This window comes from Citrobacter sp. Cpo032 (assembly GCF_030332975.1).
GTDB lineage: Bacteria > Pseudomonadota > Gammaproteobacteria > Enterobacterales > Enterobacteriaceae > Citrobacter > Citrobacter portucalensis.
Genome location: NZ_JAOWGU010000047.1, coordinates 171,218 through 189,385 on the forward strand (window position 1 = coordinate 171,218; position 18,168 = coordinate 189,385).

The window sequence follows — 18,168 nt, forward strand, 5'->3', positions numbered from 1 at the left end:
TCCTGACCCAAAACGACTAGCGTAATGGAATGATATCACCTTGCCAACCCCGTGGCGTGCGTTGGCCGGTTAACAGTAACGAACCGCTGTCTGCGCGAACAATCAATCGACCTCGTTCATCCCATAACGCACTGCTACCCCGCGCATTGGCCATTAATACCGCGATGGCGAATTTATGTGAGAAACTTTGTAGGCGAGATGTAGAGGAGAGCAGTTCCGGTTCACTGACTGACTGGCAGCTGGTGAACAGCGAATAGGCCGGGTCGATATCAATGCCTTCCGGTTGGCTATCTACAACGCTGATGGCATTTCGCTGTCTGGCAATACAGGCCCCGTGGCTCTGATGGAAGGTTAGTGGCGAAGTCATCCAGGGAGAGAAAAGTGCAATGCCTTTCACGAACCGGTTGTTATGTTCTACCGGTAGTCCCGCAATTATCGTCATGCGATAAGTCGCGGCGGCATGTGCGAGAGGTTCTAACAGCGCTTCATCGGGTGGGGCAGGAAGCGCGTCATTCTCATCAACACAACCCAGCAATGAGAGGGAAGGGAAGACCAGCAATTCACATTGGCATTGAGCTGCCGCATGAATGAATTGCAGGTGATGCGCGACATGTTCGGTAACTGAGGTGTGAAGAGGTTCGTATTGTGCTGCTGCGATTTTCCAGTATGACATAATGATTTCCTTTTCATAGTGTCTACAACCATCCTTAATGTGTGGATTAAGAATATGCTTATACTGTAGCAGGCGTCATGTAAGGAATCGTAACGTAATATAAGTTTTATTTAACTTTAGGCTCGTAAGGTAAACGTGAAAGCGAAACGGATGCCAGGCGGTGCGCGATGAGTCTTTCGCGGAACCAGTCGCGTAAATGCTCTGGCTGTTCGCGTTCAACAACTTCTGCAACAACGGGCATATTGTATCGTTCCTTAAATGCCACTCCAGCCGCAGCCAGATCGACATTGACCTTGTCCATTTCCGCTTGCTCAAGTTTGGCCAGATTGATGTTCATGGGCTTCTCCTTTTCTCTGTCTTTCGGCGCGCAAAGTTACTAAGAGTGTGCGTTAATGGCAAGACAGAAATGATGATTCTCGACTCGACCATTGTAGAAGGTTATTCTCTACAGGTTAGACATAACAAAAAGGAATAGTTGAAATGGCTTCATCTGCATCTATGCTTCGCAACGCGCTCATCGTACTCGCCAGCGTCCTGGCTACACCTGCGGCATTGGCGCATGCCCACCTCACAAAACAAAGTCCGGCGGCTAACGCTGAAGTTGCGGCATCTCCTCAGGCGTTGACGCTGAATTTTTCTGAAGGCGTAGAGCCGGGATTCAGCGGTGCAACGCTGACCGGTCCTAACAAAGAACAGATCAAAACGGGCAAGGCATCGCGCAGTGAGCAGGACAAAACGCAGCTGATTGTTCCGCTTGATCAAACGCTTGAAGCAGGAAAATATACGGTCGACTGGCACGTTGTCTCCGTGGATGGTCACAAGACGAAGGGGCAATATACCTTTAGCGTGAAATAACCAATGCTGGCATTTACCTGGGTTACGCTACGGTTTATCCATTTTACCGCTTTGATGCTGGTGTTTGGCTGTGCGCTTTACGGCGCATGGCTGGCCCCCGTTTCGGTTCGTCGTTTAATGATGCGTCGTTTTTTACGTCTGCAACGGCATGCTGCGACGTGGAGCTTTATCAGCGCGACGCTGATGCTGGCGATTCAGGGTGGGTTAATGGGCTCAGGCTGGCGGGATGTTGTCTTTCCTGATGTTTGGCTCGCCGTGTTGCAAACGCAATTTGGCGGCGTTTGGTTATGGCAGATTATCCTCGCGTTGGTCACGCTGGTGGTGACCATCATGGTGCCACGCAGTATGCCGCGACTGCTGTTAATGCTGACAATTGCGCAGTTTATTTTGCTGGCTGGCGTCGGACATGCGACGCTGCACAGCGGTATCCCTGGCGCAATCCAGCAGGTTAACCACGCCTTACATTTGGTATGCGCTGCCGCCTGGTTCGGCGGTTTGCTGCCCGTACTTTATTGTATGCGAATGGCGCAAGGTCGCTGGCGGGAACAGGCCATCAGTACCATGATGCGCTTCTCACGCTATGGGCATCTTTTCGTTATCGGTGTTTTACTAACCGGTATTATGAATGCGCTGTTTATTGTCGGTTTTTCTGTTCCCTGGCACATGGCTTACGGGCGACTGCTTTTGTTAAAAGGTGCCCTGGTCATGTTAATGGTGGCGATTGCGCTGGTGAATCGGTATGTTCTGGTACCACGCATGCGGCAGGATAACCGTGGCATGACTCTCTATTTTATTTGGATGACCAAGCTGGAATGGGGTATAGGAGCCGTTGTGCTGGCGATTGTCAGCTTGTTTGCAACCCTTGAACCTTTCTGATTGATGGACTGGCGAAACGCATGAAAAAAATCATTATCTCTTTATTACTCCTGGCAAGCTCCGGAGCCGCGCTGGCTGCGCCGCAGGTCATTACCGTCAGCCGTTTTGAGGTTGGCAAAGATAAGTGGGCGTTTAATCGGGAAGAGGTGATGCTGACCTGCCGTCCAGGTAACGCGCTGTATGTCATCAATCCCAGTACGCTGGTGCAATACCCGTTGAATGATGTCGCCAGACAGCAGGTGGAGAGCGGAAAAACCACGGCTAAGCCGATCGAGATTATCCAGATTGATGATCCGGCGAAACCGGGCGAAAAAATGAGCCTGGCACCGTTTGTAGAGCGTGCAGAAAAGCTCTGCTAATTGTCAGATGTAGCGCTCTGATTTCCAATAAAAAACCGCAAGCATCTCGCAGGAGAACTTGCGGTTTTTGCGTTTGGATGCGTAACAAACGTCCTTTTTTTCCGGCCACTTTAGTCGCGGACTGGAAAACCTGGCGCTGTCATCTATTCTTAAATGGCAGGGTAACTTAGCCTGCATTAATGCCAACTTTTAGCGCACGGCTCTCTCCCAAGAGCCATTTCCCTGGACCGAATACAGGAATCGTATTCGGTCTCTTTTTATGTGGCGAATGCGATGCCATCCAGGGCAAAACACGGCGTATTGCATGCTGCATTCTCCATAAACCATACCATACTCCTGCCCACGATCGTCCAGGCTTTTTTACCAACATTGCTAAAATTATAATCAGGTACCCTTGTACTCTGGAGGCGACATGGGACGACCTGGCAATATCTATCAACGAATCGACGGTACGCAGTGGCGTCACGTCTGGGTGGTTGGGGATATCCACGGATGCTTCTCGATGCTGATGGCTAAGCTGCGCCAGTACCGTTTTGATCCCTGGCAGGATTTGCTGGTTTCAGTGGGGGATGTTATCGACCGTGGACCAGACAGTTTGCGTTGTCTGAAACTACTGCGTAAACACTGGATTGTCGCGGTCAGGGGGAATCATGAACAGATGGCGCTGGACGCGCTGGCGACGGGGGATCAATTCATGTGGTTTATGAATGGTGGCTCGTGGTTCGAGCAGGCGGAGCAACCGGCAGCGAAATTTGCTCTTGAAGCGTGTTGGCAGTTACCCTGGATACTGGAGCTGCATTGTCAGAACGGTATACACGTTATTGCTCATGCCGATTACCCGGATGATGATTATCAGTGGCTAAAAGAGATCGATTTACAGCGCGTGCTGTGGGACCGTTCGAGGCTGATGAACAGTGGTTGTGCGATTCAGGGCGCGGATCACTTCTGGTTTGGCCACACGCCGCTGCGCCATCGGCTGGATCGCGAGAATTTACACTATATTGATACCGGTGCTGTATTTGGTGGCGAGTTAACGCTGGTACAACTGCAATAATCAAAAATCGCTGTATTCCTGGGCCGGATGCCAGAAACTGTCGATGTAGTCGTCCGCAGGTAAACATCCGCCGTTACGAATACGTTGATCGTCCATCGATATCAGGCACTGCTGCTCAGTTTTGTAGACATCAACCACGATATCTTCACAACCGCCATCCAGATAGCACACAAAAAGAACCAGCGTGAACATTCCATCCTCAAATGGTAAAGCCATACCTGTAGTGTAGAAGATGTTGATAGATGAGGGAAATTAACCAAGAAATAACCCGTCTGGCGACGGGTTCTTTTTGAATCAGGCAAGGCGCATGATCCAGGCATCTGACTTACGATCGTAGTGTTCGCGAAATAGTACTGAATGTTCTCCGTTCAACAGGGCCGGGACGCTGGTTTCGGCATCCCAGGCATCCAGTTGCATACATAAATCCGGATCGGATTTACACGGAATGGTTAACGTTCGGTCCCCCGGCGATTCGCCATGTAACTCGGCGTCGTCGATTTCAAAAGCGCCAATGCGCACACTGGTTTTCATCATCGTGCTCTCCGTTAATTTGCTGGTTGTGGTACGACCAGTTAGGGCGTCCATTTTTCAGCGTAGTCAACGTTAGCAAAAGCGCCAGTAAAAACGTGCGTTATCCCGTAAAGAGTTTGCCATCCCGGACAAGATCGCGCGGGTAGCTATTCTTCAGTCGCGATCCAATGCGTTTTGCCAGACCGATCGGCTGATGCTGGAACGTAACCAGTACGTCATCAGTCGTCGGTGCGGTTTGCGGGTAAACATCTCTACCGCGATACCACTCTTCCGCTTCGGCAAGGGTCAGTTCGAATGCATGGCTGTGGTTCGGGTCGGCGAGGGCGATAACGGCCTCATGCTGCCAGCGATACCCTTTATTGTGGGTTTCGGCCAGTTTGATCCCAAGTCGAGAAAAGCGAACCTTGCCAATCAGAGGTTCAATTTCAGTCGGGAACAGCCAGATCTCTTTATCGCGCTGCCACAGGCGCAAATTATCTTCCCACTGCAGTCCACAAGCGCTCGCGGCTTGCGTGACAAGCGCAGACTCGCGCCCTTTAAGCGGGCTAAACGGGAAGTTACCGACTTTGTACTTCGGCGCAGGTAGTGCAGGGATTGCAGCTATTTTGCGCAAACGCGCAACGAAGAAACCTTCGCAATCGTAAATCTGCGGGAATACATGAAGGAATCCTTCCGGCGTCAGGGCGCGTTCGGCCTGCGGAAATAAATCGCCCAGAGGTAAAAACTCGACGGCATCAGGGTAGGTCTCAATCAACCACTGCATGATATTTTCATTTTCGTCACGATTAAGCGTACAGGTCGAGTAAACCAATGTGCCACCGGGACGCAGGGCGTGGAAGGCGCTGTCGAGTAATTCGCGCTGGGTCGCGGCAATTTCCAGATTACTTTCTACAGACCAGTTTTTTAGCGCATCGGGGTCTTTACGCACCACACCTTCACCGGAACACGGTGCGTCGAGCAATATGGCATCAAATGACTCCGGCAACGCAGCGCCAAATACGCGTCCGTCAAAATGGGTCAGGGCGACGTTGGCTATCCCGCAACGGCTGATATTGGCATGCAGGACTTTGACGCGACTGGCAGAAAACTCATTCGCCAGAATGGCGCCTCGATTATTCATTTTTGCGGCAATTTGCGTGGTTTTGGAGCCGGGGGCTGCCGCAACATCCATTACGCGTTCCGGGGTATTGCCTTCGGCGAACAGTGCTGCGACTGGCAGCATTGAACTGGCTTCCTGAATATAAAACAGGCCGCTTAAATGTTCTGCGGTGCTGCCGAGCGGCACTGACCCTTCATCATCGCGCTCGATCCAAAAGCCTTCAGCACACCAGGGAACCGGGGTGAGAGACCAGTTGTAAGGTGCTGTCAGCGCGAGGAAATCGGCAACGGAGATTTTCAGCGTATTGACGCGAATGCTGCGGCGCAACGGGCGCTGACAGGCAGCGAGAAATTCATCGAATGAGAGCGTGGAAGGCATTGCTTCACGCATTTGAGTCAGAAAGGCGTCGGGAAAATAAGCCACTTGGTACCACCGGCAAAAAAACAGGTGCGCAGTGTAGCATAAGTGCTCCGGCGCGAGTACGCCGGAGCAAGTGGAGAGGTTAACGTGGCAGGGCGGTTCCCCATTCACGCCACTCTTTAGGTTCACTTTCCAGCAACAGGAAGTGTTTACCTGCCTGCGCTTTCGGAGCCAACGGTGTACCCGGTGGAGTCGCGAAGGCGATGCCGCCGCGGATGAACTGATTGAAGGTACCGGTCTTCACGACACCGCCGGTCAGGCCGAAGTCGAGATTGTAGCCGGATGCCAGCCAGAACACGGAGTTGTTGCGTACCAGATGCTGATAGCGTTGGCTAATGCGCATGGCAACCATCACACGATCGGAAAGCGAGCCCAGCGTCAGCCCGGTGACGGTCCCCACTTCAATACCTCTGAACAAAACCGGGGTTCCGATATTCAGCGAACCTGCTTCTGGTGCTTCAACCACAATACTCAGACCATCGAGGTAACGAGAGTCGGTAATGGTGGCTTCCTGCAGCTCAAAATCACGGCGCGGATTACCGCGTCCTGGTTCAACGTTGATATACGGCTGCAGGATTGTATCCAGATGCTCCACGCCCGCTGCCGAAATTTGCGGGGTGATCACGGAGAAACGGGTACCGCTTCGCGCGAAGGTTTGTACGTATTCCGGGTACAGAACCGCTTTTGCCTGAACTTCGTTACGGGCGGTGATCAGCTCAAGCGTCTGGATCTGTCCGATATCGATTCCCAGGTAGCGAATCGGCATGCCTGCAGCGAGTTTACCGGCATCGAACGCATGCAGCGTTATCTGGCCGCCGACCGCACGCGCGGCGGTTTCCGAAGCATACAGAATACGCTTGTCGCCTTTACGTTGGCTGGCGCTGGCACCGCTTAAATTATCGAAGCTAATCGCCCCTTTAAGCGCGCGTGAAAGGGGAGATGCCTGTACGGTTAATCCGCTGCCGTTAAGCTGAACTTTTGCTCCGCCTTCGGCCCAGAACACGCTGTTGCTGGTCAACAGGTTGCGATATTCCGGTTTGATATGCAGATCGATATCAAACGCATCAGCGCGAGGACGAACGCTAATCACTTCACCGACCTCGAATTTGCGGTAAAGCACCACCGAGCCGGCCTGCACATCAGGTAGCGTTTCGGCGCTCAGGCTGACCGTAGTGGTTGGCAGATCGCTCAGGCTGTTTTCAATCGCTTTCTCCAGGTTAGCGTAAAGCGGGTAGCTTTTTTTCATTTCGCCCTTGGTTCCGGGCAAAATACGAATGCCGCCGCTGAGCCACTCACTGGCGCTGGCGCCAAGGAACTCCACGCCATCAAGTCCAACTTTGACATCCACGCGGCTGTTCACCACGAACTTACTGTCACCTTGCACCAGGTCACGATGCTGTGGTTCAACTGCAACGGTAAATGAGACGCCTTTGCTGGAAAGCGTACGCTCAATCACCTGACCGACCTGTACGCCGTGAAGAATTAGCGGCTGGCCAGCATCAATACCGTAACTCTCCGGCGCGGTCAGCGTAAACGTCATGACGCCTGGGTCGTGTAACAACGACTTCTCAGCGGGAATAACGACAAACTGGTTACGCGGCTCGCCTTCGCCAGGTACCAGCTCGAAAGTTTTACCTGTTAGCAGCGAACTGAGATTCACATCGCTTAACGATAATTTAGGGCTGTGTAACTCAATGCGTGTGTTGTCACGCAGCAGCGTTACGACGCTGGGATCGACCGTCATTTCGCCGGTGACTTTACCGCCTGGGTTTAAATCCAGTTTTGTGAGCTGACCGACTTCTAATCCTTGATACATCAGCGATGTTGAGCCTGCTTTGAGTCCATCTCCGTTGGGTAAATCAAGCTTGACGATTACTCCGCGCTGGCTGTGCGCGAGATCCTGATATAGACCAAACGTGTCGTCTGCCGCAGCAGGTTTTGAGTCTTCGGGTGAATCAAAAGCAATGGCACCGTTGACCAGCGCCGCCAGACTCTCCAGTTTTACCTTCGCACCGCTAAGGCTGACATCCGCATTTACACCGGAGACGTTCCAGAAGCGGCTGCCTTTTTTCACCAGATTGGTGAAGCGACGTTCAATCAATACATCGATGGTTACGCCCTGATGGTTCGGGTTGATGGTGTAGTCATAGACCCTGCCCACCGGAATCTTACGGAAATAAACCAGCGAACCGCTATTAAGCGATCCGAGATCAGGGGCGCGCAGATGCAGCATTAAATCGCCATTATCCAGACGATACTTAGGCTGGGTGTCGAGGGCGACGAAATGATCCTCGGCCTCGCCAGTACCGGGCATCATGCCGATATAGTTGCCACCAACCAGCGCATCCAGACCAGAAACCCCAGCCAGCGACGCCTTCGGCGTGACCAGCCAGAACTGGGTATCTTTGCGCAGAGCATCTTTCATGCTCGATTTGATGCTGACGCGGACTTCAATTTTGCGCAGATCTTTGCTGAGGTTGATATCCTGCACCGTGCCCACTTCAACGCCCTGATAACGAACGGGAGTACGGCCTGGCACAATGCCGTCAGCAGACATAAAGTCGATGGTCACGGTATTGCCGCGATCTTCATAACTTCCCCAGATAAGCCATCCTGCGATCATCAGCGCGATGAACGGCAGCAGCCAGAACGGGGAGATACGGCGTTTTGTTTTAATCTGCGCTTCAGTCTGCGAAGCGGGCGTTTCCTGACTCATGTGCATCCCAAAGTAAGCGGCTGTCCAGCCATTCCACAGCAAGAATAGTCAATATTACCGCTGCGCCGAAATAAAACGCAGCCGGTCCCATAGTAAAAGCAAGTATCTGATCGCGATTTATCAGCGACATGGTTAACGCGATAACAAAGAGATCGAGCATCGACCAGCGGCCAATCCAGGTCACCATACGCAGTAGTTTTATACGGGTGCGCAACCCTTGTTCACAATTAAAGTGGATGCTGAATAGCAACGTAAACATCACAATCACTTTGGTGAATGGCACTAATATACTGGCGATAAACACGATCGCCGCTACGCCGACATTACTGTTTGCCAAAGACATTATGCCTGACAGGATTGTGTCTTCCTGCCGGCCGCCGTTGACATAAATTATCGAGATGGGCAGCAGGTTAGCGGGCAAAAGCAGGACAATCGAGGCCAGCAGTGCCGCCCAACACTTTTGGATACTTTGATTTCTGCGCCAGCGCAACGGGATATGGCAGCGAGGGCAGCGACCGCGGGCATCCGGATAACCTGTAAAATGGCAGCCGAGGCAGACGCGGAGCTTTTCATCGGGCCGACGAGCCGGTCTTTGCGGGTAGAAACGGTCCCAAAGCTGCTCAACGTTAAGATGCGACAGCGTCAAAATACTGAGGATCACCAGCGCAATAAAAGCAAACAGCCCCACGCCAGGCTGCAAAAAAGCATAGTCCTGAACCTTGATTGATGCGACGCCGATACCCACCAGGTAAATATCGAGCATCACCCACTCTTTGAGCCTTTCCAGCATCAGCAGCACCGGGCGCAGGTTCATCCCAAGAATATTACCAAACCACAGATAAGCGATTGAGGTCACGAGAATTAGTGGCGCACCAGCGACGCAAAAAAGCACGAAGGAGGCGGTGAGGGGATCACCTTGTCGGGTCATTTGCCAGATGCCTTGCATCACATTGGCATCAATGCGCACGCCTAATAAATAGATGTGCAGGAGCGGCTCTCCCCAGGCAAAGGGCATCAGCAGCAACATGGTGAAAGCCATTGCCGCCAGTCGTGTTAACGACCAGTCGCGTCCGTCACGAATTTTTGCCTGGCAGCGTGGGCAAAAGGCACTTTGGTGCGAACGCATTTTAGGCAAGCTAAATATCAGGTCACATTCAGGGCAGCGATGATAATGTGCACGAGGTAGTGCCTCACCGATGGACCTGATGGCTATTTTTTTAGTTGGCGTGATGCGTGGTGTCGTTAAGGCCATGTATCGCGAATCAAATTGTTGAAGTAATGTTATCTTAACTCATGACGGGAATGATCTTGAGCATTAACGCATTTAATGTTTATTTTAGTAGGCTGCAGTTTTAAGTAAGACAACTAAGTGATTATATAATGAACAAAATAGAGCTATACACGGATCTGAACCGTGATTTTCAGGCATTGATGGCAGGTGAAACCAGTTTTCTGGCAACGCTGGCGAATACCAGCGCATTGTTGTACGAGCGTCTTGCAGAAGTGAATTGGGCCGGTTTTTACCTGCTTGAGGACGATACGCTGGTGCTTGGTCCCTTCCAGGGCAAAATTGCCTGCGTGCGGATCCCGGTAGGGCGCGGTGTGTGCGGTACCGCAGTGGCGCAGAACCAGGTTCAGCGTATTGAGGACGTACATGCTTTTGATGGGCACATCGCCTGTGATGCCGCCAGCAACGCTGAAATCGTCCTGCCGATCGCTGTCGATAATCAGATAATCGGCGTGCTGGATATTGATAGCACGGCATTTGGCCGCTTTACTGAAGAAGATGAACAAGGTCTGCGTACGCTTGTGGCACAGCTTGAAACCGTGCTTGCAACGACGGATTACAAAAAATTCTTTGCGCGCGTCGCAGGATAATCAACGGATAACGTAGCAATTACTGATGACGTCATTATAATGTCGCCTGTTCATGCCTGCGCTTGTTGGCTACGTCCGTTGTAATCAGGAAATTTCATGGAAAATCAACCTAAGTTGAATAGCAGTAAAGAAGTCATCGCGTTTCTGGCCGAACGCTTCCCGCAGTGTTTTAGTGCGGAAGGCGAAGCGCGCCCACTGAAAATTGGCATTTTTCAGGATCTGGTAGAGCGTGTTGAGGGTGAAATGAACCTCAGCAAGACTCAGCTCCGTTCTGCCTTACGTCTCTATACTTCAAGCTGGCGCTATCTGTATGGCGTTAAATTGGGCGCAACGCGTGTTGATCTCGACGGCAACCCTTGTGGTGAGCTGGATGAACAACATGTTGAACATGCTCGCAAACAGCTGGAAGAAGCTAAAGCCCGTGTTCAGGCGCAACGCGCAGAGCAACAGGCGAAAAAACGCGAAGCGGCTGCTGCCGCCGGTGAAAAAGAAGACGCCCCGCGTCGCGAGCGTAAGCCGCGTCCTGCACCGCGTCGTAAAGAAGGTGCTGAGCGTAAACCTCGTGCTGAAAAACCAGCAGCAAAAGCACCGCGTGCTCCTCGCGAAGAACAGCATACCCCGGTATCTGATATTTCAGTACTGACGGTAGGGCAGTCTCTGAAGGTGAAAGCAGGAAATAATGCGATGGATGCCACCGTATTAGAAATCACCAAAGATGGCGTCCGTGTACAGCTGAATTCGGGTATGTCTTTGATTGTACGCGCAGAACACCTGGTGTTCTGAAACGGAGGCCAGGCCTGGCATGAACACTTTTTTTAGGCTTACTGCGTTAGCTGGTCTGCTTGCATTAGCAGGCCAGGCACTTGCTGTGGAAGACATCACGCGTGCCGATCAAATCCCCGTGTTAAAGGAAGAAACCCAGCATGCGACGGTAAGCGAACGTGTGACGTCGCGTTTTACGCGATCACACTATCGCCAGTTCGATCTGGATCAGGCGTTTTCGGCAAAAATATTTGACCGCTATTTGAATTTGCTCGACTACAGCCACAACGTGCTGCTGGCGAGCGATATCGAACAGTATGCAAAAAAGAAAACGGTCCTCGGCGATGAACTGCGCACCGGCAAGCTGGATGTCTTTTACGATCTCTATAATCTGGCGCAAAAACGCCGATTTGAACGTTATCAGTACGCATTAAGCGTACTGGCACGTCCAATGGATTTCACCGGTAATGACACCTTTAACCTCGACCGAAGCAAAGCGCCGTGGCCGAAGAGCGAAGCAGAGCTTAATGCGCTGTGGGACGGCAAGGTTAAATTTGACGAACTCAGCCTGAAGCTGACCGGTAAAACCGATGCGGAAATCCGCGAAACGCTGACGCGCCGCTACAAATTTGCGATTCGCCGTCTGGCGCAGACCAACAGCGAAGATGTGTTCTCACTGGCGATGACAGCGTTCGCCCGTGAAATCGACCCGCATACTAACTATCTCTCTCCGCGTAATACCGAGCAGTTCAATACTGAAATGAGCTTGTCTTTGGAAGGTATTGGCGCGGTTCTGCAGATGGATGATGACTACACCGTCATTAACTCCATGGTGGCAGGTGGTCCGGCAGCCAAGAGCAAAGCGATCAGCGTTGGCGATCGTATTGTCGGCGTCGGGCAGACGGGCAAGGGCATGGTCGATGTGATTGGCTGGCGTCTGGATGACGTTGTAGCGCTGATCAAAGGACCTAAAGGCAGCAAGGTGCGCCTTGAAATTCTGCCTGCCGGTAAAGGTACCAAGACGCGCACCGTGACGCTAACGCGTGAACGTATCCGTCTCGAAGACCGTGCCGTTAAAATGTCCGTGAAAACCGTTGGCAAAGAAAAAGTCGGCGTACTGGATATTCCTGGCTTCTATGTTGGCCTGACGGATGACGTCAAAGTCCAGTTGCAGAAACTGGAAAAACAAAATGTCAGCAGTATCATCATCGATCTGCGTACCAACGGTGGTGGAGCGCTGACCGAAGCGGTTTCGCTTTCCGGTCTGTTCATTCCTTCCGGCCCGGTGGTTCAGGTTCGTGACAATAACGGTAAAGTGCGTGAAGACAGTGATACCGACGGCGTTGTGTACTACAAAGGCCCGCTGGTGGTATTGGTCGATCGCTTCAGCGCCTCAGCTTCAGAGATTTTCGCTGCGGCAATGCAGGATTATGGCCGAGCGTTGATCGTTGGTGAACCCACCTTCGGTAAAGGCACCGTTCAGCAGTATCGCTCCCTGAACCGTATTTACGATCAGATGCTGCGTCCGGAATGGCCTGCGCTGGGTTCTGTTCAGTACACGATCCAGAAATTCTACCGCGTAAACGGTGGCAGCACGCAGCGTAAGGGTGTTACGCCGGATATCATCATGCCGACAGGTAATGAAGAAACTGAAACCGGTGAGAAGTTTGAAGATAACGCGCTGCCGTGGGACAGCATTGATGCGGCAACCTACACCAGGTCAGATAATCTGACGCCGTTCGGACCTGAATTGCTGAAAGAGCACAATGCACGTATTGCGAACGATCCCGAGTTCCAGTACATCATGAAGGACATTGCGCGTTTCAATGCGATGAAGGATAAGCGCAACATCGCTTCTCTGAATTACGCTCAGCGTGAAAAAGAGAATAACGAAGATGACGCAATGCGTCTGGCGCGTATTAACGATCGGTTCAAGCGTGAAGGCAAACCGCTGCTGAAGAAACTGGACGATCTACCGAAGGATTACCAGGAACCGGATCCGTACCTGGATGAAACGGTAAAAATCGCGCTCGACCTGGCGCATCTTGAAAAAGAAAAGCCAGCGGAACAGCCCGCAACCAGTCAATAACCTCGAACAGGCACAAGAAATTGTGCCTGTTTTTTTAACAAGCGCATGAAGACGTCAGTCTGATACGATAAAATGTAAAGTTGTGTCTTTCTGGTGACTTAGCACCTATGGATGCTTGAAAATAGTCATAAGACCCATACGATATGGGTAATCGCATAGTGCGTTTTGTTAAATTGAGGTTAAAAGAAAATTATGATGCGAATCGCGCTCTTCCTGCTGACGAACCTGGCTGTGATGGTCGTTTTCGGGCTGGTATTGAGCCTGACAGGGATTCAGTCAAGCAGCGTTCAAGGCTTGTTGATCATGGCACTGCTGTTTGGTTTTGGTGGTTCCTTCATTTCGCTGCTGATGTCCAAATGGATGGCGTTAAAGTCCGTTGGCGGGGAAGTGATCGAACAGCCTCGCAATGAAAGAGAACGCTGGCTGATGAATACAGTCGCGAACCAGGCCCGCCAGGCCGGGATCGCTATGCCGCAGGTTGCAATCTACCATGCGCCAGATATTAACGCGTTTGCTACCGGTGCGCGCCGGGATGCCTCGCTGGTGGCTGTAAGTACTGGCCTGTTGCAAAACATGAGTCCGGATGAAGCCGAAGCGGTTATCGCGCATGAGATCAGCCACATTGCTAATGGCGATATGGTTACCATGACGTTAATTCAGGGTGTGGTGAACACTTTCGTTATCTTTATCTCACGTATTCTGGCGCAGATTGCCGCTGGGTTTATGGGAGGCAACCGCGATGAGGGAGAGGGTAGCAACGGTAACCCGTTAATCTACTTTGCGGTAGCGACGGTACTGGAGCTGGTATTTGGTATTCTGGCGAGCATTATTACGATGTGGTTCTCACGTCATCGTGAATTCCATGCGGATGCAGGCTCAGCGAAACTGGTGGGTCGTGAAAAAATGATCGCCGCGCTACAGCGCCTGAAAACCAGCTATGAGCCGCAGGAAGCGACCAGCATGATGGCATTCTGCATCAACGGTAAATCCAAATCGTTGAGTGAGCTGTTTATGACTCACCCGCCGTTGGACAAACGTATTGAAGCGCTGCGCAGCGGTGAATACCTGAAATAAATGGCAGCAGACTTAAAATAAAAAGCGCGTCGACAGACGCGCTTTTTTTATGCCTGAACTCGCGGTTGTGTGATACGTAAGCCACTCACGATTGCGGCTAGCGAAGCCAGAATACCCGCTGTTATCAGCGAAACGTGTGTTCCGCTGTCGCCAAACTGATTTAGCATCAGCGCAACCAGTGCGGCCCCGGTACTCTGGCCCAGTAAACGCGCCGTTCCAAGCATACCGCTCGCGCCTCCGCTACGATCACGCGGCGCGGAGGTGATGATGGTGTGATTATTCGGTGACTGGAACAAGCCAAAACCCGCACCGCACAAAATCATTGGCCAGATGATATTAAAATCAGAAGGTGATGCGGGCAGCAACACCAGCGAAAACAGCCCACACGCCATTACTGCCATGCCCAGCGCGCCCAGCAGACCCGCATGAACACGTTCAATCAAATATCCCGCCAGTGGGGCCATCACCATGGTTGCCAGTGGCCACGGCGTCAGCAGCAGGCCCGTTTCAACCTCGCTGCGCCCGAGAACCGTTTGCATGAAAAATGGGAGAGAAACCATCGCCAGCATCTGTGCGCTGAATGAACAGATTGAAGTACAAATAGAGAGTGAAAACAGCGGAATGCGCAGCAGATCAACCGGTAGTAACGGTACTGGCAATGCGAGTTGGCGGCGGATAAAGAAAAACCCTACCACGAGAAGCCCCACAAGTTCAGCACCAATCAGTTTTAGCGACTGTCCCTGCGCAAATCCGCTGAGTGCCGTGATTAACAAACCGAATGTTAAGGCGTTCATCACTGCGCTGGGCAGATCGAAGCGCGGTTTATTGCTACGTGATGAATTGGGTGGCAAAAAACGCATAGCCAGTAGCAGGGCGATGATCCCCAGTGGAACGTTAATCAGGAATAGCCATTTCCACGAGGCAATAGAAAGAATAGCCGCCGCAATAGTCGGACCCGCTGCCGAGGATACAGCCACGATAAAGGAGTTAATACCCATTCCGCGGCCAAGCTGGCGCTGAGGATAAATGAGTCGGATCAATGCCGTATTAACGCTCATCAGCGCCGCGCCGCCAAACCCCTGAGCCACGCGCGCTAACGTCAGCATATGCAGCGAGTCTGACAAGGCACAAAACAGCGACGCCAACAGAAACACGACCAGACCACACTTATAAATGCGTCGGTAGCCAAACATATCACCTAAAAAAGAGAGCGATAACAGCGAAACAACGATCGCAATTTGGTAGGCGTTCACAATCCAGATTGAGCTGGCGGGTGAGGCCTGAAGATCGGTGGCGATAGTGGGGAGGGCAACATTCGCTATTGCGCCGTCGAGTACTGCCATAGAGATGCCAATAACAATGGTTAAAATTGCGCCATATCGCTGGGGCAATGGCAGACCATCGGTCTGAGTTTTTTCCATAGGAAGTCAATATTGTCGGAATTTATGATGAGAATAATAATTTTAGCATTGATATTCAGGCGTTAGGTCGCAGATTTGTAACTAAGTAAGCAAAGAGCGATTGCGAGGGCTGATACGTGAAATTATAATAAAAACCGGTTCTGATTTTTATAAAACACTCGAAAGGGGTGATAAATGGCAATCGCAGATCTGGATAAACAACCCGATTCTGTATCTTCCGTGCTGAAGGTTTTTGGCATCCTGCAGGCGCTCGGTGAAGAGCGCGAAATTGGTATTACCGAGTTGTCGCAACGCGTCATGATGTCGAAAAGCACCGTTTATCGCTTTTTGCAGACCATGAAAACGCTGGGCTATGTGGCACAAGAAGGGGAGTCTGAGAAATACTCACTGACCCTGAAACTATTCGAGCTGGGTGCTCGCGCGTTACAAAACGTCGATCTTATCCGTAGCGCTGATATTCAGATGCGCGAACTTTCGCGCCTGACCAAAGAAACAGTACACCTTGGCGCACTGGATGAAGACAGCATCGTCTACATTCATAAAATCGATTCCATGTACAATCTGCGCATGTATTCTCGCGTAGGTCGCCGTAATCCACTGTACAGCACGGCTATCGGTAAAGTTCTGCTGGCATGGCGTGACCGCGATGAAGTGAAGCAAATTCTGGACGGTATTGAGTACAAACGCAGCACCGACCGTACTATTACCAATACTGATGAGCTGCTGGTACTGCTGGATAAAGTCCGTGAGCAGGGCTACGGTGAAGACAACGAAGAACAGGAAGAAGGTCTGCGCTGCATCGGTGTGCCGGTGTTTGACCGTTTCGGTGTGGTGATTGCAGGCTTGAGTATTTCATTCCCGACGCTGCGTTTCTCAGAGGAACGTTTGCACGAGTATGTGGCGATGCTGCATACGGCTGCGCGTAAAATTTCAGAACAAATGGGTTATAACGACTATCCGTTCTAATCTGGCGTAATAGCGTCAACTTAAAAACCCCAGGTATTTTTGTATCTGGGGTTTTTTATGAACAGTCATAACGTTAGTTGGTGCAAATAACGTAGCGTATGTATTGTTGCTATATTAACCGTTATCAATAATGACCGTACTTTTTCTTAACAAGGGACAATCCGACAGGCCAATGATACCGCTGTTTGTGTGGACGTATTGTGCGGTGCTGGTTCCGCGGGCGGTCAGATATTGGCATTGCAAGCCCAGACCCGCTGCATTCTCCTTACTTCCAATCAAAATTCCGTAGCCGCTCAGTAATAAACCGATCCAAACCAGAGCTAACAACACAATAGCGCGGATTATCAGACGCATTACAACCTCTTATCTTTTCTCGTTATTATTAGATTAGCCTGTACATGGGATGAAACAAGTGAATCATTCCTAAAAAGATTGAATGCCGATACAGTTAACGCTGGGTTTAGGTAACGCATGATAATTTATAGACATAAGATGTAGATTCGAAGAGTGGAGCTGGAGTGAAAAAAATTCGCTGGGTAGTGCTGATAGTTGTCGTGCTGGTATGCATACTGATGTGGGCGCAAGTGTTCAACATCATGTGCGATCAGGATGTACAATTTTTCAGCGGTATTTGTGCCATTAATAAATTTATTCCCTGGTAAGCGCATTTTTGCCACAGTTGATTACCTTCTTGTGCGGCAGTGGTAAACTACGCTGTCTACATTGAGGTGGTGAAATGAACGAAGTTTTGAATTCTGGCGCGTTGAGTTTGGCGTCTTTGGCTGTATCGGTGGTGATTCTGGTTGTCGGGCTTGTACTGTGGTTTTTCGTCAATCGGGCAAGTTCGCGTACTAATGAGCAGATTGAGCTGCTTGAAGCATTGTTAGATCAGCAAAAAAGACAGAACGCATTGCTCCGTCGCCTTTGCGAAGCTAACGAACCTGAAAAAGCAGCAGAGCCTGCTGCGGTCACAGCGAAGGATGAAGATGATGACATCATCCGCCTGGTAGCTGAGCGGTAAAAACGGTATGACAGGGTGAGGATCTGTTGCTTTTGTTCTCGGATGTTTCATCCTGTCACCAACGTGCCAGATTATTTTCTTCTGTACATGTCGTGTAATTAGCACTCTGATACGCGTGTAAACTCAGTATTTTCAGATGCTCCAACCAATTAATATCTTATCCCCGGTCTGATATAAATATAATTTCCCATACGATAAAAATATGATTATGTCATTTTTGTGATAGCGATCGTTTTATTAACAGCGAAACGTTTCTCTTACTTTTTTTGTGCATTGTCATCATTCTTTCATTATTTTGGTGCAAAAGCAGAAGGCGGATCTCATTTTTACGCTTGTGACATTTTATGCATTACTAAGCATAAAAAATGATATCC

Annotated in this window: 20 protein-coding genes; 11 read left to right on the plus strand and 9 right to left on the minus strand. The window is 50.9% G+C overall.

The genetic code is table 11. From position 1 onward, the window contains the following. Positions 1-16: 16 nt before the first annotated feature. Together OGY33_RS17325 and OGY33_RS17330 are read right to left on the minus strand one after the other, a co-directional pair. Positions 17-673: a carbon-nitrogen hydrolase family protein gene (locus OGY33_RS17325; RefSeq protein WP_008785043.1), complete on the minus strand. Its 657-nt coding sequence runs from the start codon at positions 671-673 to the stop codon at positions 17-19. Positions 674-779: 106 nt separating this feature from the next. Next, complete coding sequence (locus tag OGY33_RS17330) at positions 780-1,010, minus strand: DNA polymerase III subunit theta (protein WP_003034925.1); 231 nt, start codon at positions 1,008-1,010, stop codon at positions 780-782. Positions 1,011-1,153: 143 nt separating this feature from the next. Here OGY33_RS17330 and yobA point away from each other — a divergent pair, with 143 nt between their 5' ends. From yobA to pphA, 4 genes are all read left to right on the plus strand, one after another. Next, positions 1,154-1,528, plus strand: a complete 375-nt coding sequence (gene yobA / locus OGY33_RS17335) for a CopC domain-containing protein YobA (protein WP_003833799.1) — start codon at positions 1,154-1,156, stop codon at positions 1,526-1,528. Positions 1,529-1,531: 3 nt separating this feature from the next. After that, positions 1,532-2,404: a copper homeostasis membrane protein CopD gene (gene copD / locus OGY33_RS17340; protein ID WP_103014309.1), complete on the plus strand. Its 873-nt coding sequence runs from the start codon at positions 1,532-1,534 to the stop codon at positions 2,402-2,404. A 20-nt stretch (positions 2,405-2,424) separates the two neighbouring features. Further along, the gene (locus OGY33_RS17345) at positions 2,425-2,763 is read left to right on the plus strand and encodes a YebY family protein (protein ID WP_003833793.1); all 339 of its coding nucleotides are present in this window, start codon (positions 2,425-2,427) and stop codon (positions 2,761-2,763) included. Positions 2,764-3,175: 412 nt separating this feature from the next. Next, positions 3,176-3,817 (plus strand): protein-serine/threonine phosphatase, encoded by a 642-nt coding sequence (gene pphA, locus OGY33_RS17350; RefSeq protein WP_048224177.1) that lies wholly within the window; start codon positions 3,176-3,178, stop codon positions 3,815-3,817. On the opposite strand, the gene OGY33_RS17355 is transcribed toward pphA, so the two are convergent. From OGY33_RS17355 to yebS, 5 genes are all read right to left on the minus strand, one after another. After that, positions 3,818-4,009 carry a YdfD/YebW family protein gene (locus OGY33_RS17355; protein ID WP_003034941.1) on the minus strand — a complete coding sequence of 64 codons (192 nt, stop codon included), beginning with the start codon at positions 4,007-4,009 and terminating at the stop codon, positions 3,818-3,820. A gap of 102 nt (positions 4,010-4,111) precedes the next feature. Continuing rightward, positions 4,112-4,348: a YebV family protein gene (locus OGY33_RS17360; protein ID WP_165612495.1), complete on the minus strand. Its 237-nt coding sequence runs from the start codon at positions 4,346-4,348 to the stop codon at positions 4,112-4,114. Positions 4,349-4,448: 100 nt separating this feature from the next. Then, positions 4,449-5,870 carry a 16S rRNA (cytosine(1407)-C(5))-methyltransferase RsmF gene (gene rsmF, locus OGY33_RS17365; RefSeq protein ID WP_191238398.1) on the minus strand — a complete coding sequence of 474 codons (1,422 nt, stop codon included), beginning with the start codon at positions 5,868-5,870 and terminating at the stop codon, positions 4,449-4,451. 79 nt (positions 5,871-5,949) lie between these two features. Then, positions 5,950-8,583: a PqiB family protein gene (locus OGY33_RS17370; protein WP_048216184.1), complete on the minus strand. Its 2,634-nt coding sequence runs from the start codon at positions 8,581-8,583 to the stop codon at positions 5,950-5,952. After that, entirely contained in the window at positions 8,552-9,835 is a 1,284-nt protein-coding gene (gene yebS / locus OGY33_RS17375; protein WP_048216185.1) for a membrane integrity lipid transport subunit YebS, read from the minus strand. The genes OGY33_RS17370 and yebS overlap by 32 nt, the downstream gene beginning before the upstream one ends. A gap of 128 nt (positions 9,836-9,963) precedes the next feature. Here yebS and msrC point away from each other — a divergent pair, with 128 nt between their 5' ends. The 4 genes from msrC to htpX all read left to right on the plus strand — a co-directional run bounded on the left by msrC (position 9,964) and on the right by htpX (position 14,386). Continuing rightward, positions 9,964-10,461 carry a free L-methionine (R)-S-oxide reductase MsrC gene (msrC, locus tag OGY33_RS17380; protein WP_003833782.1) on the plus strand — a complete coding sequence of 166 codons (498 nt, stop codon included), beginning with the start codon at positions 9,964-9,966 and terminating at the stop codon, positions 10,459-10,461. 96 nt (positions 10,462-10,557) lie between these two features. Further along, positions 10,558-11,244, plus strand: a complete 687-nt coding sequence (proQ, locus tag OGY33_RS17385) for an RNA chaperone ProQ (RefSeq protein ID WP_003833781.1) — start codon at positions 10,558-10,560, stop codon at positions 11,242-11,244. A 19-nt stretch (positions 11,245-11,263) separates the two neighbouring features. Further along, a complete protein-coding gene (prc, locus tag OGY33_RS17390; protein ID WP_191238399.1) occupies positions 11,264-13,312 on the plus strand; it encodes a carboxy terminal-processing peptidase in 2,049 nt (682 codons plus the stop codon). Between the two features lie 192 nt (positions 13,313-13,504). Then, complete coding sequence (htpX, locus tag OGY33_RS17395) at positions 13,505-14,386, plus strand: protease HtpX (RefSeq protein ID WP_003034964.1); 882 nt, start codon at positions 13,505-13,507, stop codon at positions 14,384-14,386. 47 nt (positions 14,387-14,433) lie between these two features. On the opposite strand, the gene OGY33_RS17400 is transcribed toward htpX, so the two are convergent. Then, positions 14,434-15,807, minus strand: a complete 1,374-nt coding sequence (locus OGY33_RS17400) for an MFS transporter (protein WP_048216186.1) — start codon at positions 15,805-15,807, stop codon at positions 14,434-14,436. A 174-nt stretch (positions 15,808-15,981) separates the two neighbouring features. Between OGY33_RS17400 and kdgR the strand changes: the two genes are divergently transcribed. After that, positions 15,982-16,773 (plus strand): DNA-binding transcriptional regulator KdgR, encoded by a 792-nt coding sequence (gene kdgR, locus OGY33_RS17405; protein ID WP_003833778.1) that lies wholly within the window; start codon positions 15,982-15,984, stop codon positions 16,771-16,773. A 114-nt stretch (positions 16,774-16,887) separates the two neighbouring features. On the opposite strand, the gene OGY33_RS17410 is transcribed toward kdgR, so the two are convergent. After that, complete coding sequence (locus tag OGY33_RS17410) at positions 16,888-17,127, minus strand: YobH family protein (protein ID WP_003034975.1); 240 nt, start codon at positions 17,125-17,127, stop codon at positions 16,888-16,890. A gap of 164 nt (positions 17,128-17,291) precedes the next feature. Here OGY33_RS17410 and mgrB point away from each other — a divergent pair, with 164 nt between their 5' ends. Continuing rightward, positions 17,292-17,435: a PhoP/PhoQ regulatory lipoprotein MgrB gene (gene mgrB / locus OGY33_RS17415; RefSeq protein WP_003034977.1), complete on the plus strand. Its 144-nt coding sequence runs from the start codon at positions 17,292-17,294 to the stop codon at positions 17,433-17,435. Positions 17,436-17,509: 74 nt separating this feature from the next. After that, a complete protein-coding gene (locus OGY33_RS17420) occupies positions 17,510-17,794 on the plus strand; it encodes a YebO family protein (protein ID WP_003833774.1) in 285 nt (94 codons plus the stop codon). Positions 17,795-18,168: the final 374 nt, after the last annotated feature.